General features: G+C 67.0%; 19 protein-coding genes. 8 read left to right on the forward strand and 11 right to left on the reverse strand.

The window, feature by feature from the left end; genetic code table 11:
- Window positions 1–183 precede the first annotated feature (183 nt).
- The 5 genes from C8N38_RS09345 to C8N38_RS09365 all read right to left on the reverse strand — a co-directional run bounded on the left by C8N38_RS09345 (window position 184) and on the right by C8N38_RS09365 (window position 5,425).
- The gene (locus tag C8N38_RS09345) at window positions 184–939 is read right to left on the reverse strand and encodes an ABC transporter ATP-binding protein (RefSeq protein ID WP_108026491.1); all 756 of its coding nucleotides are present in this window, start codon (window positions 937–939) and stop codon (window positions 184–186) included.
- Between the two features lie 10 nt (window positions 940–949).
- Entirely contained in the window at window positions 950–1,705 is a 756-nt protein-coding gene (locus tag C8N38_RS09350) for an ABC transporter ATP-binding protein (RefSeq protein ID WP_075785075.1), read from the reverse strand.
- A 12-nt stretch (window positions 1,706–1,717) separates the two neighbouring features.
- The gene (locus C8N38_RS09355; protein ID WP_108026494.1) at window positions 1,718–2,929 is read right to left on the reverse strand and encodes a branched-chain amino acid ABC transporter permease; all 1,212 of its coding nucleotides are present in this window, start codon (window positions 2,927–2,929) and stop codon (window positions 1,718–1,720) included.
- Between the two features lie 4 nt (window positions 2,930–2,933).
- Window positions 2,934–3,965: a branched-chain amino acid ABC transporter permease gene (locus C8N38_RS09360; RefSeq protein ID WP_108026498.1), complete on the reverse strand. Its 1,032-nt coding sequence runs from the start codon at window positions 3,963–3,965 to the stop codon at window positions 2,934–2,936.
- 110 nt (window positions 3,966–4,075) lie between these two features.
- Entirely contained in the window at window positions 4,076–5,425 is a 1,350-nt protein-coding gene (locus C8N38_RS09365) for a substrate-binding protein (RefSeq protein ID WP_108027052.1), read from the reverse strand.
- Window positions 5,426–5,648: 223 nt separating this feature from the next.
- Between C8N38_RS09365 and C8N38_RS09370 the strand changes: the two genes are divergently transcribed.
- The 5 genes from C8N38_RS09370 (at window position 5,649) to C8N38_RS09390 (ending at window position 11,700) form a co-directional block, all read left to right on the forward strand.
- Window positions 5,649–6,959, forward strand: a complete 1,311-nt coding sequence (locus C8N38_RS09370) for a helix-turn-helix transcriptional regulator (RefSeq protein WP_108026501.1) — start codon at window positions 5,649–5,651, stop codon at window positions 6,957–6,959.
- Between the two features lie 89 nt (window positions 6,960–7,048).
- Window positions 7,049–7,417 (forward strand): response regulator transcription factor, encoded by a 369-nt coding sequence (locus C8N38_RS09375; RefSeq protein WP_108026504.1) that lies wholly within the window; start codon window positions 7,049–7,051, stop codon window positions 7,415–7,417.
- Window position 7,418: 1 nt separating this feature from the next.
- Window positions 7,419–7,703, forward strand: coding sequence for a hypothetical protein (locus C8N38_RS09380; RefSeq protein WP_108026507.1), 285 nt, complete (start codon window positions 7,419–7,421; stop codon window positions 7,701–7,703).
- Complete coding sequence (locus C8N38_RS09385) at window positions 7,700–10,393, forward strand: ATP-binding protein (RefSeq protein ID WP_108026510.1); 2,694 nt, start codon at window positions 7,700–7,702, stop codon at window positions 10,391–10,393. The genes C8N38_RS09380 and C8N38_RS09385 overlap by 4 nt, the downstream gene beginning before the upstream one ends.
- Before the next feature lie 95 nt (window positions 10,394–10,488).
- On the forward strand, window positions 10,489–11,700 hold the full coding sequence (locus C8N38_RS09390; RefSeq protein WP_108026513.1) for a FliM/FliN family flagellar motor switch protein: 1,212 nt from the start codon (window positions 10,489–10,491) through the stop codon (window positions 11,698–11,700).
- 299 nt (window positions 11,701–11,999) lie between these two features.
- Here the strand turns inward: C8N38_RS09390 and ptsP are convergent, their stop codons facing one another.
- The 4 genes from ptsP to C8N38_RS09410 form a co-directional block, all read right to left on the reverse strand.
- Window positions 12,000–14,243: a phosphoenolpyruvate--protein phosphotransferase gene (gene ptsP / locus C8N38_RS09395; protein ID WP_108026516.1), complete on the reverse strand. Its 2,244-nt coding sequence runs from the start codon at window positions 14,241–14,243 to the stop codon at window positions 12,000–12,002.
- An 11-nt stretch (window positions 14,244–14,254) separates the two neighbouring features.
- Entirely contained in the window at window positions 14,255–15,493 is a 1,239-nt protein-coding gene (locus C8N38_RS09400) for an aspartate kinase (protein ID WP_108026520.1), read from the reverse strand.
- Window positions 15,494–15,561: 68 nt separating this feature from the next.
- Complete coding sequence (locus C8N38_RS09405) at window positions 15,562–16,227, reverse strand: SDR family oxidoreductase (RefSeq protein ID WP_108026523.1); 666 nt, start codon at window positions 16,225–16,227, stop codon at window positions 15,562–15,564.
- A gap of 11 nt (window positions 16,228–16,238) precedes the next feature.
- Window positions 16,239–16,691: a DUF1178 family protein gene (locus C8N38_RS09410; RefSeq protein WP_108026526.1), complete on the reverse strand. Its 453-nt coding sequence runs from the start codon at window positions 16,689–16,691 to the stop codon at window positions 16,239–16,241.
- Between the two features lie 129 nt (window positions 16,692–16,820).
- On the opposite strand from C8N38_RS09410, the gene C8N38_RS09415 reads away from it, so the two are divergent.
- The 3 genes from C8N38_RS09415 (at window position 16,821) to C8N38_RS09425 (ending at window position 18,739) form a co-directional block, all read left to right on the forward strand.
- Complete coding sequence (locus C8N38_RS09415; RefSeq protein WP_245895644.1) at window positions 16,821–17,345, forward strand: glutathione peroxidase; 525 nt, start codon at window positions 16,821–16,823, stop codon at window positions 17,343–17,345.
- Between the two features lie 254 nt (window positions 17,346–17,599).
- Complete coding sequence (gene thpR / locus C8N38_RS09420) at window positions 17,600–18,232, forward strand: RNA 2',3'-cyclic phosphodiesterase (protein WP_245895646.1); 633 nt, start codon at window positions 17,600–17,602, stop codon at window positions 18,230–18,232.
- A 21-nt stretch (window positions 18,233–18,253) separates the two neighbouring features.
- Complete coding sequence (locus tag C8N38_RS09425) at window positions 18,254–18,739, forward strand: hypothetical protein (protein WP_108026532.1); 486 nt, start codon at window positions 18,254–18,256, stop codon at window positions 18,737–18,739.
- A gap of 15 nt (window positions 18,740–18,754) precedes the next feature.
- Here C8N38_RS09425 and C8N38_RS09430 read toward each other — a convergent pair whose 3' ends face one another.
- Both C8N38_RS09430 and C8N38_RS09435 read right to left on the reverse strand, forming a co-directional pair.
- Complete coding sequence (locus C8N38_RS09430; protein WP_108026535.1) at window positions 18,755–19,735, reverse strand: threonine dehydratase; 981 nt, start codon at window positions 19,733–19,735, stop codon at window positions 18,755–18,757.
- Complete coding sequence (locus C8N38_RS09435; RefSeq protein ID WP_245895648.1) at window positions 19,728–21,035, reverse strand: 3-deoxy-D-manno-octulosonic acid transferase; 1,308 nt, start codon at window positions 21,033–21,035, stop codon at window positions 19,728–19,730. Before C8N38_RS09435 ends, C8N38_RS09430 begins: the two co-directional genes overlap by 8 nt.
- Between the last annotated feature and the right edge of the window lie 201 nt (window positions 21,036–21,236).

Consider the following 21,236-nt stretch of genomic DNA (forward strand, 5'->3'; position numbering starts at 1 on the left):
CAGAACCCTTCCGGGTCCTCGACCGATTGCCGGTACATCGCCTCATACGCCGCAGCGTCAATATGAGCCCCGGACACAAAATCCGGATCCGGCGGGTAGATATGCTCAGTCATCTCCGTGATCCCTCTGACTGGAGTAATACCGTCTTCTCCTGCGCCCGCCTTGTGTCGGCAGGTCGCCATTTCAGATGGCCAGGTATTCTGCCCTGAGGGCGTCGTTCTTCAGAACCTCGGCGGCGCTGCCGTCGAAAACGATCTGGCCCGTATCGAGTATGACGGCCCGGTCGGAAAGTTCCAAGGCCCGGATCGCGTTCTGTTCGACAATCACGGTGGTGATGCCCTGTTCCTTGATATGAACCAGCGTTTTCTCGATTTCGTCGACAATCACCGGGGCGAGCCCTTCATAGGGTTCGTCGAGAAGAAGCACCTTGATATCGCGTGCCAGCGCCCGGGCGATGGCCAGCATCTGCTGTTCGCCGCCCGAGAGCGTCACGCCTTCCTGTTTGCGGCGTTCGCCGAGCCGGGGGAAAAGATCGTAAAGCCGCTCGAGCGACCAGCCCACGGGCGGCACGATCTGGGCAAGTTGCAGGTTTTCCTCGACGGTGAGGCCCGGAATGATCCGCCGGTCCTCGGGCACCAGCCCCAGGCCCGCCGCGCTGGCCTGGTGGGCGGCCATCGTGTGCAGGGGCGCATGGTCCAGCCAGATCTCGCCATAGGTGACCTGCGGGCTTGCCAGCCGGGCGATGGCGCGCAGGGTCGAGGTCTTGCCCGCGCCGTTCCGGCCCAGCAGCGCCAGGATCTCGCCCTCGTGGACGTTGAAGCTGACGCCCTGCACGATGTAGCTTTCGCCGTAATAGGCATGCAGATCGTAGACCGACAGAAAGGCCGGTGCCGTGGCGGCCTGGTTGGCGTTCTTGTTGAAGTCGGGTTTGACGTTCATCTGATCCCCCTCAATGCGCCTGGCCCAGATAGGCTTCCTGCACCTTCGGATGGCCCTTGATCTTTTCGGGCACATCCTCGACCAGCGGCGTTCCCTGGGCCAGAACCGTGATCCGGTCGGCCAGGCTGAACACGACATGCATGTCATGTTCGATGATCGCCATGGTGATGTTGCGCGTGGCCTTGATGTCCTTCAGCAGGTCGATGGTGTTGTTGGTATCGGCCCGCGCCATCCCGGCGGTGGGTTCGTCCAGCAGCAACAGTTTGGGCTCCTGCACGAGGCACATCGCCATTTCCAGCCGCCGCTTGTCGCCGCGCGAGAGGCTCGAGGCCTGCATGCCCGCCTTGTCGAGCATGTTGACGTCGTCCAGCATCTGTTCGGCCCGGGCCACGATATCCCGTTCATGGGCCACGGTTTCGAAGGCATGCATCCGGAACGCCCCGTCGCGCTTGGCGAAACAGGGGATCAGGACGTTTTCCAGAACCGTCAGATCGCCGAAGATCTCGGGCGTCTGGAACACCCGGGAAATGCCCAGCTGGTTGATCTCGTGCGGCTTGCGCCCCAGCACCGACTGGCCGTCGAACATCACCGATCCGGTATCGGGGATCAGCTTGCCGACGAGGCAGTTCAGCAGCGTCGACTTGCCCGCGCCGTTCGGCCCGATGATCGCATGCACGGTGTTCTCGGCGACCGAGAGGTTCACGTCGCCCAGCGCCTGCAAGCCTCCGAAGCGCTTGTTGACGCCCTTGACTTCAAGAATGCCCATCGCTCGTTCTCCTCATTCGGCCATGTGCGGGGCGGCGGTCGGGCGGTGTTCGGGGTCCTTGCGCTTGGGCCCGCCGGACTTGCGCCGCCGCACCAGCCGCCAGATCCGCTGCATCCCCTCGACCAGCCCGCCGGGCAGGAAGATCACCACCAGCATGAACAGGATGCCCAGCGTCAGATGCCAGCCCTTGCCCACGAAGGGGTGGAAGCAGGCGACGATGAAATCCTCAAGCCCATCGGGCAGGAAGGCGAACCAGCCATGCAGGATGCCGTCGTTGATCTTCGAGAAGATGTTCTCGAAATACTTGATGAAGCCCGCGCCCAGCACCGGTCCCATCAGGGTGCCCGCGCCGCCGAGGATGGTCATCAGCACGACCTCGCCCGAGGCGGTCCACTGCATCCGCTCGGCGCCCGCCAGCGGGTCCATCGCCGCCAGCAGCCCGCCCGCAAGCCCGGCATACATGCCCGAGATCACGAAGGCCGCCAGCGTATAGGGGCGCGAGTTGAGCCCGGTATAGTTCATGCGCGTCTGGTTGGTCTTGATCGCGCGCAGCATCATCCCGAAGGGCGAGCGGAAGATCCTGAGGCTGATATAGAAGGCCAGGATCGCCATCACCGCGCAGAAATAATAGCCCACGTTGAAGGTGAAGACCCAGCCGCCCAGATCGACCTGGGCCGAGTTGCGCATCACCAGACCGAACAGATGCGGGCTGGTCGGCGCGCCGCTGCCCGCCAGGATCTGCGGGTCGCTGGCATAGACCTGCAGCCCGGTCTCGCCATTGGTGATTGGCGTCAGCACCGAATAGGCGAGGTTATAGCTCATCTGCGCGAAGGCCAGCGTCAGGATCGAGAAATAGATGCCCGAGCGGCGGAGCGAGATGAAGCCGATCAGCAATGCGAAGGCGGCCGAGATCACCACCGACAGCAAAAGCCCCGGCAACACGTTGTAGCCCAGCAGCTTGTACATCCAGACGACTGTATATGAGCCCACCCCCAGGAAGGCGGCATGGCCGAAGGACAGGTATCCGGTCAGCCCGAACAGGATGTTGAAGCCGATGGCGAAGATCCCGAAGATCGCGAATTTCTGCATCAGGTCGGGATAGCCCGCGTTGAACTGTGCAAGGCTCGAGCCTTCAGGGAAGGGTTGCAGAAGGATCGGGGTCAGCAGGGTCAGCGCGATCACGATCAGCAGGAAACGGGTATCTCTGGCACTCAGTCCGAACATTGGGTCAGTCCTCCATCACGCCCTTGCGGCCCATCAGCCCGCGCGGGCGGGTCAGCAGGATCACGATTGCCACGAGGTAGATGATCACCTGGTCGATGCCGGGGATCAGGCTTTTGACCTCGTTCATCGAGGCAAAGCTCTGCAGGATGCCCAGCAGGAACCCGGCCAGCACCGCGCCGGGCAGCGAGCCCATGCCGCCGACGACGACGACGACGAAGCTGAGCACGAGGAAATCCATCCCCATGTGATAATTCGGCGCGAGGATCGGCGTGTACATCACGCCCGCCAGCCCCGCCACGGCGGCCGCGAGCCCGAACATCAGGGTAAAGCGGCGGTCGATGTCGATGCCCAGCAGGCCCACCGTCTCGCGGTCGGCCATGCCCGCGCGCACGACCATGCCGAAGGTGGTGAATTGCAAAAAGGCGAAGACGCCGCCGATGATCACCAGCGAGAACAGGAAATAGACCATCCGCCAGTAGGGATAGATGATCACGTTGGGATCGAAGCCCAGCAGCGTGCCGAAATCGAAGCTGCCGGAAAAGGCCGAGGGCGCCCCGGTCTGGATCGGATTGGCGCCGAAGAAATACTTGATGATCTCCTGCAGCACGATGGCCAGCCCGAAGGTCACCAGGATCTGGTCGGCATGGGGCCGCTTGTAGAAATGCTTGATCAGCCCGCGCTCCATCGCAAAGCCGAGCCCGATCATCACCGGAATGGCCAGCAGGATGCCCAGGGGCACGGACCAGTCGACGATTGCGCCCCCCAGATCGGGGCCGAACCAGTGTTCGACATAGGGCACCTCGACCTTCAGCGGATTGCCCAGAAAGTCGGTGCGGGTCGGGTCGATCTCTTCATAGGACAGGCTCAGCAGGCGCTGCATCGTCACGGCGCAGAAGGCGCCGATCATGAACAGCGCGCCATGGGCGAAGTTCACGACCCCCAGCGTGCCGAAAATCAGCGTAAGCCCCAGCGCGATCAGCGCATAGGCCGAGCCCTTGTCGAGCCCGTTCAGGATTTGAAGGATAATGGCGTCCATGGTCCCATCCGTGCATTGAGGGAGCGTCGGACCCGCCGGGTCCGGGGCGCGGTCCGGGCCGCGCGGGAAAGGCGCGGCCCGGCCGGTATGTCAGGCAAGAGGGCGCGCGCTCAGGCGCCGTTGTTGCACTGGCCGAGGGTCGCCTCGGCGCCGCCGAACATCGGGTGATCCGGCGGATAGGTGACGTGATCGACCGGGGTGACCTCGACGATCTCGAGGATGTCGTACTTGGTCGACGGGTTTTCCTTGCCCTTCATGACCAGCACGTCCTTGAAGCACTGGTGATCCTCGGCGCGGTAGAGGACGGGACCGTTGCCCATGCCGTCGAATTCGAAGCCTTCCAGCGCCTCGGCCACAGCGCAAGGGTCGAACGACCCCGCCCGCGCCACGGCATCCGCGTAAAGCAGCGTCTGCACGTAGCAGGTATGGGCCGAGTTCGACGGCGGACGGCCGTATTTCTCGCCGAAGGACTTGACGAAGGCCTTGGTGCCCGGATCGGACAGCTGCCAGTTCCAGTTCATCGAGCCGTAGACGCCCTTGATGTTGTCGCCCGCGCCCTCGGCCATCAGTTCGGAATAAAGCGGCACGACGATCTCGAACTGCTTGCCGTTGACCTGCTTGTCGCGCAGGCCGAACTGCACCGCCTGGGTGATCGAGTTGATCATGTCGCCGCCGTAATGGTTCAGGACCAGCACATCGGCGCCCGAGTTCAGCACCGGCGCGATATAGGACGAGAAATCGCCCGCGCCGACCGGGGTCAGCACGTTGTTGACGGTCTCCCAGCCGATCGCCTCGGTCGAGGCCTGGATCGATTCCTGCTGGGTGTAGCCCCAGGTGTAATCGGCGGTCAGGTGATAGGCGCGCCGGTCGGTGCCATAGGCCTTTTCCAGCACCGGCGCGAGCGCCGCGCCCGACATGTAGGCGTTGAAGAAATGGCGAAAGCCGTTCTTCTTGCGGTCCTTGCCGGTGGTGTCGTTGGAATGGGTGAGACCCGCCATGAAGATGATGCCGGCTTCCTGGCAGAGGCCCTGCACCGCGACGGCGACGCCCGAGGACGAACCGCCGTTGATCATGACGACGCCGTCCTTCTCGATCATCGCCTTGGCCGAGGCGCGGGCGGCGTCCGATTTGGTCTGGGTATCGCCGGTCACGTATTCGACCTGCTTGCCGAGGATGCCGGTGCCGTCCAGCGCCTTGGAGCTGAAGGTGTTCAGCATGCCGCCGTCGCCCATGCCGTTCAGATGCTCGACCGCCAGTTCCTGGGCGCGCAGCTCGTCAAGGCCTTCGTCGGCATAAGGGCCGGTCTGCGGCACGTTGAAGCCGAAGGTGACGGTGTTTCCGCTCGGGGCGTTGGTGAAGGCCCGGGCCCGCGAGGTGAAGATGGTGGGCAGCGCCAGTCCGGCGCCGGCATACGCACCTGTCTTGATCACGCCGCGGCGTGTCAGGGTCGATTTCGTCATGGGCATCCTCCCGTGATGCTTGAATGTCGGGCCCCTGCCTCCTCTTGCCGGAGCCCAGCGCTTTACAAAGCACATTCAGTATCGGGGGTGTCGCGAAAATAAGGCAACAACTGCTTTTCCCCGCAGGATTTTTTTGTAAACAATTACACAGGGGCCTTGGGAGGGGAGTCAATTAATTGTCTTGCAGGTGCAGAAAGCCCTTGTCGGGCAACAGGAAATCGCGATGCCCCGCAGCGCGCTGACCGGCACCCGGATTCGCGAACGCCGCACGATGATCGGCATGCGCCAGGCCGATCTGGCCCGTCTCGCCGGAATATCCCCGTCCTATCTGAATCTCATCGAGCACAATCGTCGCAGAATCGGCGGAAAGCTTCTGGTCGAGCTGGCTCGCAACCTGGGCGTCGAGGCCTCGGCGCTGACCGAGGGCGCGGGCGCCGCCCTGATCGAGACCCTGCGCGAGGCCGCCGCGGGCCATGGCGAGGCCGAAGCCGACCTGCCGCGGCTCGAGGAATTCGCGGGCCGGTTTCCGGGCTGGGCCGGGCTGATCGCCGAGAGGCACCGCCGCGTGCGCGAGCTCGAACGCACGGTCGAGATGCTGACCGACCGCATGACCCATGACCCGTTCCTGTCGGCCTCGCTGCACGAGGTGATCTCGGCCGTGACCGCGATCCGCTCGACCGCGGCGATCCTGGCCGATACCGAGGATATCGACCCTGACTGGCAGCGCCGCTTTCACCGCAACCTCAGCGACGACAGCCGCCGTCTGGCCGAAGGCGCGCAGGCGCTCGTCGCCTATCTCGACGAGGGCACCGAAGATCCGGGCGTGCAATCCTCGCCGCAGGAGGAGGTCGAGGCCTTCCTGCGCGCCCGCGACTGGCACATGCCGGAACTGGAACGCAGCCTGCCGCCCGATCCGGCGCGGATCGTGGCCGAGGCGCGCGAGCTGACCTCGGGGCCCGCGCGGGAACTGGCGCTGGCGCATCTGAAACGCTACCGGCGCGATGCCGAGCTGATGCCGCTTCAGCGGTTTTCCGAGGCGGCGCGGGGGGCGGCACTCGACCCGGGCGCGCTGGCCCAGGCTTTCGGGGTCGATCCGGGGGCGGCGTTCCGGCGGCTGGCCGCGCTGCCCGAGGATCGCGCGGGCGGGTCCGTGGGGCTGGTGGCCTGCGACGGCTCGGGCACGCTGACCTTCCGCAAGCCGGTCGAGGGGTTTTCGCTGCCCCGCTTCGGCGCGGCCTGTCCGCTCTGGCCGCTTTATCAGGCGCTGTCGCGGCCGATGGCGCCGGTCCGCGCGGTGGTCGAGCTGGGCGGCGCGACGCCGCAACGCTTCCTGACCTATGCGATCTGCCAGCCGGTTCTGGCGGCGGGATTCGACGGGCCGCAGGTGCTGGAGGCGGCGATGCTGATCCTGCCCGAGGGCACCGTCGCCCTGCCGCGGATGGCGGCGCAGCCGGTCGGCACCTCCTGCCGGATCTGCCCGCGCCGCGGCTGCGTCGCGCGGCGCGAGCCCTCGATCCTGGCCGACGGCTTCTGATGTCGGGTTTTGACAGGGACAGGCTTTGGGATGATAGTCGACAGACAAGCGGGGCACGAACGCCCGCACGGGGAGGGGAGAGACCGGGGATGGACAAGCGTGTCCTGCTGATCGAGGACGAACCGAACATCATCGAGGCGATCCGGTTCATCCTCGCCCGCGACGGCTGGCGCGTCGATACCCATGCCGACGGCACCACCGCCTTCGACCGGGTCGCCGAGACCCGGCCAGATATCGTCATTCTCGACGTGATGCTGCCCGGCCGGTCGGGCTTCGATATCCTGCGCGACATTCGCGCGGATGCCGGGCTTGGCGGGTTGCCGGTGCTGATGCTGACCGCCAAGGGGCAGGTCAAGGACCGCGATCTGGCCGAACGCATGGGGGCGAGCCGCTTCATGGCCAAGCCCTTCTCGAACACCGAGGTTCTGGCCTCGGTGCGGGAACTGACGGGCGCCTGAGATGGCCCGCGCGCCGCTGTTCCTGGCCCGCGAGGGGTATCGGCGGCGGCGGCTCGCGGACATGGCGCGGCTGTTGCCGGTGCTGGGAGCGGCGCTGTTCCTGGTGCCCGCGCTCGATGCCCGCGACGGGCTCGGGTCGGGCATGCTGATCTATCTGTTCAGCGCCTGGTTCGGACTGATCCTCGCCTCGGCCTTCGTGTCTGCCCGGCTTGCGCGCGCGGCCCCGTCCGAGGGCGCGGACCCCTCCGCCGAGCCCGCCGCCGAACCGCCCGAGGAGGCGTCATGATCGCCTTCGACATGCTCGTCGCGATCTGTCTTTTCTATGTGGCGATCCTCTTCGGCGTGGCCTTCCTGGCCGAGCGCGGCGGCAGGCGCGGCAGCAATGCCTGGCTGCGCTCGCCTCTGGTCTACACGCTGTCGCTGTCGGTCTACTGCACCGCCTGGACCTTCTACGGTGCGGTCGGCTACGCGGCGCGTTCGGGGCTGGAATTCGTCACCATCTATCTGGGGCCGACGCTGGTGCTGATCGGCTGGTGGTGGACGCTCAGAAAGCTGGTTCGGATCGGCAAGACCCAGCGGATCACCTCGATCGCCGACCTGATCTCGTCGCGCTACGGCAAGTCGAACATGCTGGGGGTGATTGTCACCCTGATCGCGGTCGTGGGCACGACGCCCTATATCGCACTGCAGCTGCAATCGGTGACGCTATCCTTCGCGGTCTTTGCCGCCGCCGGTGCGCCGGGGCCGTGGCAGCTGGTCGACCTGAACGCCGCGGCCTTCAGCGTCGCCATCGGGCTTGCGGTCTTCACCGTCTTCTTCGGCACCCGCAATCTCGATGCCAACGAACGCCATCACGGCGTCGTCACCGCCATCGCGGTCGAGGCGGTGGTCAAGCTGATCGCGCTATTGGCGGTCGGCATCTTCGTGGTCTGGGGCATCGGCGGCGGTGCACAGGCGACACTGGACCGGATCGAGGCCTCGCCGCTGGCGGGCATGCCGGTGGCGCCGGGGCGCTGGATCGGGCTGACCTTCCTTGCGGGCGCCGCGATCCTGACGTTGCCCCGGATGTTCCAGGTGCTGGTGGTCGAGAACGAGGACGAACGCCATCTGGCGACCGCCGCCTGGGCCTTTCCGGGCTATGTCTTCCTGATGAGCCTCTTCGTGGTGCCCATCGCCGCGATCGGGCTGGCCGAGATGCCGCCCGGTGCCAATCCCGATCTTTTCGTTCTGACCCTGCCGCTGGCGCAGGGCCGGGACGGGCTGGCGACGCTGGCCTTCCTGGGCGGGTTCTCGTCGGCCACCTCGATGGTGATCGTGGCCGCCATCGCGCTGTCGACCATGGTCTCGAACCATATCGTCATGCCGCTTTTCCTGCACTGGACACGGTCGGGCGCCACCATGTCGGGCGATGTCCGCACGCTGGTGCTGCGCGCGCGGCGGCTCTCGATCGGGGGGGTGCTGCTGCTGGGCTATCTTTACTACCGGCTGACCGGCGGCAGCGAGGCGCTGGCCGAGATCGGGCTGATCTCGTTTGCGGGCGTGGCCCAGGTGCTGCCCGCGCTTCTGGGCGGCATCCTGTGGCGCGGCGCGACCCGGGCCGGGGCGCTGGCCGGGCTGACCGTCGGGTTTTCGCTTTGGGCCTATACGCTGTTCCTGCCCAGCTTCGGCGAGGGCGCGGTGATGAGCGCGGGGCTGCTGGCCGACGGCCCCTGGGGCATCGGCTGGCTGCGGCCGCAGGGGCTTTTCGGGCTCGACGGGCTCGATCCGCTGGTCCATGCGGTGGTGTTCTCGATGGGGGCCAATGCGCTGGCCTTCACGCTGGTTTCGCTGTTCGATTTCCCCGGCCCGATGGAGCGGCTGCAGGCGGCGCAGTTCGTCAACGTGTTCGACCATTCGCCCGCCGGGCAGGGCTGGAGCCAGGGCCGCGCCGAGGCCGAGGACCTGCTGTTGATGGCGCAACGCATCCTTGGCGCGGACGATGCGCAAAGGCTGTTCCAGCGCGCCGCGGCCGATCAGGGCAAGCAGGGCTATCTGCCCGACACGACCCCCGAATTCCTGCGCGGGCTGGAACGCAAGCTGGCCGGGTCGGTGGGGGCGGCCACGGCCCATGCGATGGTCGGCCAGATCGTCGGGCGGTCGTCGGTCTCTGTCGAGGATCTGATGAAGGTCGCCGACGAAACCGCACAGATGATGGAATATTCCAGCCAGCTCGAAGCCAAGTCCGAGGAACTGGCCCGCACCGCGCGGCAGCTACGCGAGGTCAACGAAAAGCTGACCGAGCTTTCTGTGCAGAAGGATGCCTTTCTCAGCCAGATCAGCCACGAGCTGCGCACGCCGATGACCTCGATCCGGGCATTCTCCGAGATCCTGATGGAAGACGATGCGCTGCCGCCCGAGCGTCTGGCCGACTACTCGCGGATCATCCATCAGGAAAGCATGCGGCTGACGCGGCTGCTTGACGATCTGCTGGATCTGTCGGTGCTGGAGAACGGCCAGGTGTCGCTGCATCCGCAGCCAGTCAGCCTGTCCGATCTCTTGGACCGGTCTGTCGCGGCGGCAGGGGGGCGGTCGGGCCGGGCGCCGATGGCGATCCGCCGCGATCCGGCGGCCGAGCGGGTAGATCTGGTCACCGATGGCGACCGGCTGAGCCAGGTCTTCATCAACCTCGTGTCGAACGCGCAGAAATATTGCGATGCCGCCGATCCGGTCCTGACCATTTCGGTGACCGAGGTCGAGGGCCGCGTAGCGGTCGATTTCGTCGACAATGGCAGCGGCATCCCTGATCGCAGCCAGTCGATCATCTTCGAGAAATTCTCGCGCCTGTCCGATCCGCGCAAGGCGGGCGGCGCGGGGCTGGGGCTTGCGATCTGCCGCGAGATCATGGTGCGGCTCGGCGGGTCCATCGTCTATCTGCCGGGTCGGGGCGGGGCGGCCTTCCGCGTGACGCTTCCGAGCCGCTGTGCCGAGGCGGCCTGAAATCGGTCGCATTTTAGAGGCAACCCTTTCTAAACCTTGAGCGGTCTATCACCGGGAAGAACCCTTCGGGAACGGCGATCGAGAACGGGCGCGACATGGCAGAGAACGGACATCAGGCAATCCTGCGGCGAATCCTCGGTGAAGACCGGGTGTCGCTTGGCGGGGCGCGGGGCGGCGGCAGCGATGGGGTCGCAGCACTCCGGCTCGAAACGGCACGCGCCACGCGCGAGTCCTTCGGGCTGACCGCCCTGGTCGAGGAATGCAAGGCCGAACGGACCGGCTTGCCGGAGATCGAGGCCGAAGTGACCGACGACTCGCTGGCGATCCTGCTGCGCGGCCCCGACGGGCGGCTTGGCCTCGTGGTCTATTCCGCCGATCTGGCGATGGCGCTTCTGGAATGGCGTCTGGTGGGCTTCCTGTCCGAAACCGCGCCGCCCGCCCGCGCGCTGACCGCCACCGACGCGGCGGTGCTGGCCGACCTGACCGACCCGATCCTTACCCGCTTCGCGCGCGCCATGAAAGAGGCCAGCGGCGCCGACTGGGCCAGCGGCTTTGCCCAGGGCGCGCGGATCGACGACCCGCGTCATGTGCCCTTGCTCATGGCGGCCGGGCGCTACCGGCTGTACCGGCTGAAACTGTTGGCCGGGCGCGGGCGCAGCGGCGGCCTGATCATCGCCTTGCCCGAGGCGGCGCCGGTGGCGCGACCGAAGGCGGCCGAAAAGATCGCTCGACCCTGGCCCGAAGCGCTGCGCGCCGGTGTGCTGGGGGCCGAGTTGTCGCTGAACGCGGTGCTCTGGCGGACCCGGATGTCGGCGGCCGGGGTTGCGCGGCTCAAGCCCGGTGCTCTGCTGTCGCTGCCCGCTGCGGCGCTGGGCGCGGTCCAGCTTGAAGGGCCGGGGGGCGTGGTGGTCGCGGGCGGGCGGCTCGGTCAGGCCCATGGCGACCGCGCGATCAAGCTCGACAGCGAGGCCGGTGCGGCAGACGATCCCGGCTTCGGGGGCGGCATGCCGGATCAGGGCGGATTGGGCACGGGTCTGCCCGGGGGCGATCCGCTGCAGATTGGGTCCGACCTGCCGATGGAGGATGGCGGTTTTCCCTTCGGCGAGGCGGCCGAAGAGGGGGGGCTCGACTTCGCGGCCGAGGCGGGGGGCGCCGGAGGGTTCGACCTGGGCGGCGAAGAGTTCCCGTTCGACCCGGGCGGGCTCGACAGCGATCTGGAAAACGCGCTGCAGAACGACCTCGACCTGAGCGGGTTCGGTTCGGCGCCGCTCGATCTGTCCGAGGAATTCCCCGCCGCTTCGGCCTAGATCGCGCTTTGGTCTCCGGTGATGCCCCGCAGCGATCGGAAGCGCCGCGCGCCTCTCCGAACCGGCCCGGATTGCCCCGTGCGCGCGCCTGGTCAGCGGCGCGCAGCGTCCGTCAGCGGTAACGGCGTCGGATTGCCCTGCCGCGACGGCCATCACTGGCCCGGGTCGCCCACCGCGCGAGCTCCGAAGGCGCTCCGCGCGATCTCGACCGCCCGAAGAGGCCCGTCCATGCCGGTGCCGGTGTATCGGTAGCGTCCCGTCGGCGCGGGGCCGGGGGGCAATCCCTTGAGCGGTCCGGATCAGTCGCGGCGTCTCAGCCAGTCCATGATCGCCGGGCGGACCGATTGCGCCCCGCTGGCGCGCGCCGTGTCGATCACCGCGCGGGCCTCGGCCAGGTTGCTGCGCCTCAGCATGTGCTTGACCGGGCCAATCGAGGCCGGGCGCATCGACAGCGACCGCAGGCCGATGGCCGCGAAACACAGCGCCTCGACCGGCCGGCCCGCATCCTCGCCGCAGAAGGACAGCGGTGTGCCGGTATCTTCGCAGCGCTTCACGATCTGTTCGAGGAAGCTCAGGAAGCTCACATTCAGCGTGTCGTACCGGCGCCGCACCCGCTCGTTCTCGCGGTCGGCGGCGAAGAAGAACTGTTTCAGGTCGTTGCCGCCGATCGAGATGAAGTCGGCCTCTTCGTAGAATTGCCTGGGCGAGAACGCCATCGAGGGCGTTTCCAGCATCGCGCCGATCTCGACCTTTTCGGGCAGCGGGCGTCCCAGCCGCCCCTCGCGGTCGATCTCGCACATCAGGTGGTCGCGCGCGATGCGGAATTCTTCGAGCTGCGCGACGAAGGGGAACATCACCGACAGCGGCCGCCCGTTCGCGGCCCGGATCAGCGCCTGCAGCTGCATCCGCAGCACGCCGGGCCGGTCCAGCCCCACCCGGATCGCGCGCCAGCCAAGCGCGGGGTTCGGTTCGTCCTGCGGCTTCATGTAGGACAGCACCTTGTCCGACCCGATATCGAGCGTGCGAAACACCACGCGCTTGTCCTCGGCCGCATCCATCACCCGGGCATAAAGCGCCGCGACCTCGCTGCGCTTCGGCACTTTCGAGCGGACGAGAAACTGCAATTCGGTGCGGAAGAGGCCAACGCCCTCGGCGCCCGAACTTTCCAGCGAGGGCAGGTCGGCCATCAGGCCCGCATTCATGTGCAGCGCGATCCGCTGGCCGCACAGCGTCAGCGCCGGTTCCTTGCGGATCGTGGCATAGCGCTGCTGCGCCTTGGCCTGCATCGCGATCTTGTCGTTGAAGGCGGTCGCGACGGTTTCCTCGGGCCGCAGATGCACGATGCCCTGTTCGCCATCGACGAGGATCGGGTCGCCGTTCAGCGCCTCGGTGGTGATCCGCTGGGCATTGACGATCAGCGGGATCGCCAGCGCGCGGGCGACGACGGCGGCATGGCTGCCGACCGAGCCCTCTTCCAGCACCACGCCGCGCAGCGACCGGCCGTAATCCAGCAATTCGCCCGGCCCGATATTGCGCGCGATCAGGATCGGGTCGGCGGGGCGCTCGGCGCCGGTATGTTCGCCCTGGCCGGTCAGGATGCGCAACAGCCGGTTCGACAGGTCGTCGAGATCGTGCAGCCGCTCGCGCAGATAGGGGTCGGGCACGGTCTGCATCCGTGCGCGCGCGGCCGACTGTTCCTTTTCCACCGCCGCCTCGGCCGACAGGCCGCGGGCGATGTCTTCTTCCATCCGCCGCTTCCAGCCGCGGGAATTGGCGAACATGCGGTAGGCTTCCAGCACCTGCAGCTGGTCCTTGTCGCCGCTGGGCGCCGCGTTCAGCATTTCGTCAACGGTGACGCGCAGCCGGTCTACGGCCTCGTGTAGACGCCGCATCTCGGTCTCGAAGTCGTCGGCGATGGGGTTGGCGATGACGACGCGCGGCTCGTGCAGCCAGACATGGCCGACCGCCACGCCCTCCTGACCGACCGTGCCCTGGAACATCACCGGGCGCTGGTGCAGCGCGGCCAGCGCCTCGCCCTCGCCGACGAAGGCGCCAAGCTCGGTCATCTCGGCCAGCACCATGGCCACGACTTCCAGCGCATAGACTTCGTCGTCGGAATATTGCCGGGCTTCCTTCGACTGCACGACCAGCACGCCCAGCCGTTCGCCCAGCCGCTGGATCGGCACGCCGAGGAAGGCCGAGAAGATTTCCTCGCCGGTCTCGGGCATGTAGCGAAAGCCGCGTTCCTGGGGCGCGTTGCCGGTGTTGATCGGGCGGGCGGTCTTGGCGACGCGGCCCACCAGACCCTCGCCGACGCGCAGCCGGGTCTGGTGCACCGATTCGGGTTTCAGGCCCTCGGTGGCGCACAGTTCCAGGGTGTCGGCATCGCGAAACAGATAGATCGAGCAGACATGGGTACCCATCTGCTCGGCGATCAGCGCCGTGATCCGGTCAAGCCGTTCCTGGCCCGCCGCCGGCTCGGCGAGGGTTTCGCGCAGGCGAACAAGCAGCCTACGGCTTGCGCTTTCAGTCGGGTCGGGCATTTGCCCCCGTATTAGCCTGCGTTTTCCAATTTGAACGCATCATGGAGAGCTTGCACGGCAAGTTCCATATATTTCCGGTCGATCAGGACGGAAATCTTAATCTCGGAAGTTGTAATGACCCGGATGTTTATTCCTTCGGCGGCGAGCGCATCGAACATGGTCGAGGCGACGCCCGCATGGCTGCGCATCCCGATGCCGACGACCGACACCTTGGCGACATCGGTATCGGCCACCAGCTCGCGGAAATTGACCTCGCCCGCGTCCTTGGTCTTGTTCATGGCCTCGCGGGCGCGCGCGACCTGATTGACCGGACAAGAGAAGGTCATGTCGGTGCGCCCCTCTTCCGAGATGTTCTGCACGATCATGTCGACATTGACGCCCGCCTTGGCCAGCGGCCCGAAGATCGCGGCGGCAATGCCGGGGCGGTCGGCCACCGAGATCAGTGTCATCTTGGCCTCGTCGCGCGAATAGGCGACGCCGGAAACCACGTTCTGTTCCACAATATCCTCCTCGTCGCAGACGAGCGTGCCCGAGTTTTCGTCGGTGTCCTCGAAACTGGAAAGCACCCGCAATTTCACCTTGTAGCGCATCGCCAGCTCGACCGAGCGGGTCTGCAGTACCTTGGCGCCGAGGCTCGCGAGTTCCAGCATCTCTTCGAAGGCGATACGGTCGAGCTTGCGCGCCTTGTCCTCGATGCGCGGGTCGGTGGTGTAAACCCCGTCGACATCGGTATAGATGTCGCAGCGCACCGCGTCGAAGGCGGCGGCGAAGGCCACGGCCGTGGTGTCCGACCCGCCCCGGCCCAGCGTGGTGATGCGGCCCTCGGAGCTGATGCCCTGAAAGCCCGCGACCACGGCGACCTTCATGCCCTCGGCGAATTTCTGGTCGATATTGTCGCGCGGAATGGCCTCGATTCGCGCCGCCGAATGCGCCGAGGTGGTTTTCAGCGGCACCTGCCAGCCCTGCCAGCTGCGCGCGGGCACGTCCATTTCCTGCAGCGTCAGCGCCATCAGCCCGGCGGTCACGTTCTCGCCGGAACTCACGACGGCATCGTATTCGCGTGCGTCGAACAGCGGCGAGGTCTGTTCGACCCAGCCGACCAGCTCGTTCGTCTTGCCGGACATGGCCGAGACCACGACGATCACGTCATAGCCCTGCTCGACCTCGCGTTTGACCTTCTCGGCGGCATTCCTGATCCGCGCGAGATCGGCCACCGAGGTGCCCCCGAATTTCATCACCAGAACCGGCATCGTCGCCCGTCTCGTCCCTGCGCTTTCGTTCCGGGATGCTCTATGGGAAGGCGCGCCGGAGGGCAAGATCAATAGGGATGGGGGCGCCCGTCCCAGGTCTCGAAACAGCCGGTCGTCTCGAGGCTCAGCGCCTCGAACCGGGCGGCCAGCCCCTCTGCCGCTTCATCGGCCGAGATATCACCGCCTTCGCCGCCCATGTCGGTGCGCACCCATCCCGGATGGTAGATTCCGACGGCGATGCCGCGCGGTTTCAGGTCGGCGGCGAGGTTGCGCCCGAGATTGAGCGCGGCCGCCTTCGAGGCGCGATAGATATAGGACCCGCCGGGCGCACGTTCGTCCGAGGCCATCTGCGATGAGATGATGGCGATCCGCGGCCGGTCCGACCGGTTTAGCAGGGGCAGCATCGCCTGCACGGTCAGGAAGACGCCGGTCACGTTGGTGGCGAACATCTGCGCCCACATCTCGGGCGGATAGCCGTCGTCCGGCGTCTGGTTGCGGTCAAGAAAGGCGCCCGCGTTGCAGACCAGAAGGTCGAGCGCGGCGTCGCCCAGGCTTTCGACCAGCCCGCGCTGCGCCTTGGGGTCGGTCACATCGAGCGGCATCCAGCGCGCGCCCTCGACCCGGGGCGGATCTTCGGTCCTGGCGGTGCCGATGGGTGCGAGGCCGCGTTCGGCGTAAAGCTGAAGCAGTCCGAGGCCGATGCCCCGGTTGGCGCCGGTGATCAGGGGGGTCATGGCGGGGTCCTTCAATTGGTCTTGCGGCGGGGCAGGAAGGGCAGGGGGGCGACCGGGATCCCGTCCTCGATCAGCCGCAGCGCCTCGTCGGCGCGGGCTTCGCCATGGATCGGGCGTTCGGGGCTGAGACCGGCATGCATGTCGCGCGCCTCCTGCACGAAGCGAAGCCCGACATAGTCGGATTTTTCCTCGATGCGTTTGCGCAGATCCGCCAGGGCCTGTTCGGCCGGGTGAGCCGGGGCCGAAAGCGTCGGCGCCGATTGCGTCCGTTCGGGTGGGGCGGGGTCGGCCCCGGGCCGGTCGGTCGCGACGTTCGGCGCCATCAATGCCTTCGAGACGGTGCCATTGCCGCAGACCGCACAGGTCACATGGCCGCCGGACAGCAGCGTGTCGAAGGCCGAGGCCGACTGGAACCAGCTTTCGAAGCGGTGCCCGTCGGCACAGGTGAGAGCATAGCGGATCATTCGAAAATCCTGTTGGCAGGACAGGGCGATACTTATGCGCCCGGGCCGGGATTGCAACGCCGCGCTTGACCCGAGGGCGCGACGGAATAGGTGCAGTTTCGAACGAATACAGCACATGGATGATCCCTGATGCGTCCCACCATGCTTCCGGTTGTCGCGGCTGTTCTCCTGTGCGTCGGTCCGGGCGCGGCAGACGGCTTTCGGTTCGCCTCGATCGACGGTGGCGAGATCGATCTTGCGGCCTTTCATGGGCAGCCGGTGCTGGTGGTCAACACCGCCTCGCAATGCGGCTTCACCCCGCAATATGACGGGTTGCAGGCGCTTCAGGACCGGTACGGCCCGCGCGGGCTGGTGGTGCTGGCGGTGCCTTCGGATGATTTCAAACAGGAACTGGCCGACGAGGCCGCGGTCAAGGAGTTCTGCGAGGTCAATTTCGGGCTGACCCTGCCGATGACCGAGATCACCCATGTGAAGGGCCCCGAGGCGCATCCCTTCTACCGCTGGATGGCAGAGGCGCACGGGTTCACCCCCGGCTGGAACTTCAACAAGGTGCTGCTGGACGGCGAAGGCCACCCGGTCGCGACCTATGGCGCGTTCACGACGCCGAAATCGGCGGAGCTGACCGCGCGGATCGAAAGCCTTTTGCCGGAATAGGATCGAAACGGTGGCCGACCGCCGTAATGGCTGTCGTAAAACTGTCAGAAATCGAGGCGCGGCGCCGAACGCGAAGCGCCCCGTCGTCGATTGGGTCTTCCGGCGTGCCGTCTTTGCAGGGGTGTTTGGAGCGGTTTTAAGTACGGTTTCATGATTGCGTCGGTTATCGGGAAGAAATTCCGTTTCGACCTGCAACACATGACCCTGAAAGGTAAATCGTAATAGGCGCGGGCAGGTTGAGAAACACGCGCGGGTTGAAATGCGGCGCTTTGGAGGCCATCTTTCGCGAGTGCCGATTTGACCGTTCCCGGAGCCTTCGCATGATCCGCGCCTTTGCCGCAATCGCCTTGCCGCCAGAGATCCGCGAAAGCCTCGTGCGGCTACAGGCCGGGCTGCCTTCGGGGCGCCCGGTGCCGCCGGAAAACCTGCATCTCACACTTGTTTTTCTCGGCGAGCTGCCCGAGCCGGTGCTTGAGGACGTTCATCTGGCCTTTGCCGCAATCCGGGCCGAGCGGTTCGATATGACGCTGTCGGGGCTGGGGCTTTTCGGCGGGGCGCGACCGCGCAATCTGCATGCCTGCCTGGCCGAAAGCGTAGCGCTTTGCCATTTGCAGGCGCGGCTGGAAACGGCTGCGCGACGCGCGGGCGCGTCGCCGGAACGGCGGCGCTTTTCCCCGCATGTCACGCTGGCCACGCTGCGGCCGGGGCAGGGCGATCCGGGGCGACTGGAACGGGCCGTGATTGCAGGTTCGGACTTTCGGGCCGGGCCCTTTCCGGTCGAGTCTTTCGGACTTTATCGGTCCGAGCTTGGGCGAAATGGGGCGGTTCACACGGAATTGGCCCAATATGCGTTATTCTCTTCGCAGCTTGCATTTCCTGAGCCATAATACCGTAAAAAGGGAGGAGACATGTTCTGGACCGTTCACCCCGGGCACGGGCTCGGGTCATTGTCCTTTGGGATGACCCCCGAAGACGTGAAAGCGCAGCCGGGCCTTGGCAGGCCCGGGCATGTCTATCGCGGCAGCCGCGGCCGGGTCATGGAATATCGTGGCCTTGCCGTGCCAATCTGCGAATACGGCCCCGGAGGGCTGAATTGCATCATCGCCGGACGCAAGGTGGCGGGGGTCAGGTTTCAGGGAACGAACATCTTCGACACCGATCCCGAGGCCATCGTGCGGCTGATGGAAACCCGGCTGGGGGCCGCCCAGCTTTGCCAGGAACAGCTGTGCTTTCCCAAGGCGGGCCTGCTGCTGGGCGGGTTCTTCGACGCGCATGACAAGTGCTTCTTCCGTCCCGACGCCGAATATCACGACGAGCGGAGCGTGACGATCTACATGCCCGGCGCCTGCGGCCTGTCCTGCGAGACAGAGCACGAGCTGGTGAGCTTTCTCTAGCGGACAGGTCGCGGCTCAGGGCTGGGGGACGCCGCCCCCCAGCACCTCGGCGAACCAGGCGCTGTCGATATTCCCGCCGCAGAGGATCACGCCGACCCGGCGGCCCGCCATCATCTCGCGTTCCTGCATCAGCGCGGCCAGGGGCGCGGCACCCGCGCCCTCGGCCACGTTATGGGTCGCCCGGAAATATAGCCTGATCGCGTCGGCGATCTCTTCGTCCGAGACCGCGACGATGCGTTCGGCGCCCGCCGAATAGATCGCGAAAGCTTCGGCCACAGGCACTCGCACCGCCAGCCCGTCGGCGAAGGTGCGCGCGGTGGGGGTCTCGACCAGATCGCTCGCGGCCATCGAGCGCAGCACGCAATCGGCGTTTTCCGACACCACGCCGACGATCCGGGTCGACAGCCCCAGCGCATCGCGCGCCGCGATGGTGCCGCAGATGCCCGACCCGCAGCCGATCGGCACATAGACGGTGTGCAGGTCGGGCTGGGCGGTGAACAGTTCCAGCGCATAGGTCGCGACGCCGCGCACCAGCTCGCGGTGGAAGGGCGGCACCGGGATCAGCCCTTCGGTTTCTGCGACGCGAAAGGCCTCTTCGCGGGCGGTGTCGAAATCGGCGCCGAAGATCCGCAGATCGGCGCCGAAGGCCCGCATCGCGGCGTTCTTTTCGACCGAATTGCCCTCGGGCACGTAGATCCGCGCGGTCATGCCGGCGGCGCGGGCGGCCAGCGCCTGACCCTGTCCGTGATTGCCGCGGGTCGCGGTGACGATGCCGGGGCAGTCGGGTTGCGTGCGGGCCAGCCAGTCGATGAAGGTGATCGCGCCGCGCAGCTTGAAGGCACCGGTGGGTGTGTGGTTCTCGTGCTTGACCCAGACCTCGGTGCCTGTCGCCTCGGCCAGCAGCGGCCATGCATACTGTGGCGTCGGCTGCATCCGGGCATGGACGAGCCGGGCGGCCTCTTCCAGGTCGTCGAGCGAAAAGAGCGGGTCAGCCATCGCAGGTGTCCTTTGCATCAGAGGCAGTCAGCAGGCGGTCGAGCGCATCGACCAGCGTATCGGGGCCGGGGGCCTCGGCCCTGAGCGCCGCGATCGTGCGTTGGGCAAGGGCGGCGCGGCGGGTCTGTTCGGCACCGTCAAGCGCGGCCAGCGCGGCGGCCAGATCTTCGGCCCCGGCGACCGGGATCGCGGCGCCCGCGCGGTCGAGCGCGGCATAGGTGTCGGCGAAATTCGCGACATGGGGGCCGTGCAGGATCGCCGAGCCCCCGGCCGCGGGCTCGAAGGGGGTATGACCGCCCTTCGGCACCAGCGACCCGCCGACGAAGCTGGTCCCGGCCAGCGCGACCCAAAGCGCCATCTCGCCCATCGTGTCGGCCAGCAGCACCGGCCGCGCCGGGCCGGGGGGGTCGCCTTTGGAACGTGTGGCATGATCGAGCCCGGCCCGGGCGATCAACGCGGCGATCTCGGGCGCGCGGCGCGGATGGCGCGGGACCAGGATCAGGCGGGCGCCGGGATCGGCGCGGTACCGTGCGGCGAAGGCGGCCAGCACGGGGGCCTCTTCGCCCTCATGGGTCGAGGCCGCCAGCAATGTCTGCGCCCGGGGCAGCAGCGGCGCAAGACGTGCCAGCGCGTCCGGATCGGGCACCGGGGCGGGCGCAAAGGCCTTGAGGTCGATTACCGGGCCGATCCGGTCGGCGGGCAGGCCAAGGGCGGCAAAGCGGTCGCGCGACCCGGCATCCTGCGCCGACAGATAGCTGATCGCCCCGGTCAGCCGCCGCGCGAGCCCTGGCAGCCGCTCCCAGCGCGCGGCGCTGCGCGCCGACAGTCGTGCGCCCGCCACCAGCACCGGGCGGCCCTGCCGCGCCATCTCGGACAGGCGGTTCGGCCAAAGCTCGCTTTCGATCAGGATCAGCGCGCGCGGCTGCCAGCGGGCCGCGAAACGCCGCAGAGTCCAAAGATAGTCGTAAGGGGCAAGCCGCACCGCGACCCGGGGCAAGTCCCAGCCCGCGACCAGCGCGCGGCCGGTCAGGGTGTTGCAGGTCACCACCAGCGCCAGGTCGGGCCGACGCGCCAGCAGCCGTTCGATCACCGGCCGGGCCGAGGCCAGTTCGCCATTCGAAGCCCCATGCAGCCAGACCGTCGGCGTGCGCGCCCCGCGCGGCCCGGCCAGCCCAAGCCGGTCACTTGCCTGCGCGCCCTCGCGCCAGAGCCGCAGCGCAAGCACCGGGGCCGCAAGCATCAGAAGCAGCCGGTAGCCCTGGAAGGCGACGGATCGAGAGGGGCGGGCGGGGGGCGACACGAGGCCTCCGGAGCGGACGGTTGGGGTGCCTGGGACAGCAGGAACAGGGCGATACGGGTCGGTGTGCAAAGGGTTACGTGCCCGATGCCGGACTGGCAAGGCACCGCGCGTGCGGCCTGTTTCCCTCTTGCCATACCTTCCCGGCCATGGGGTGTCAGGCCATTGCCGCGCGCAGACTTCTGTGGCATCACCGGATCTGGA

Source organism: Rhodovulum kholense (assembly GCF_003053725.1).
GTDB lineage: Bacteria > Pseudomonadota > Alphaproteobacteria > Rhodobacterales > Rhodobacteraceae > Rhodovulum > Rhodovulum kholense.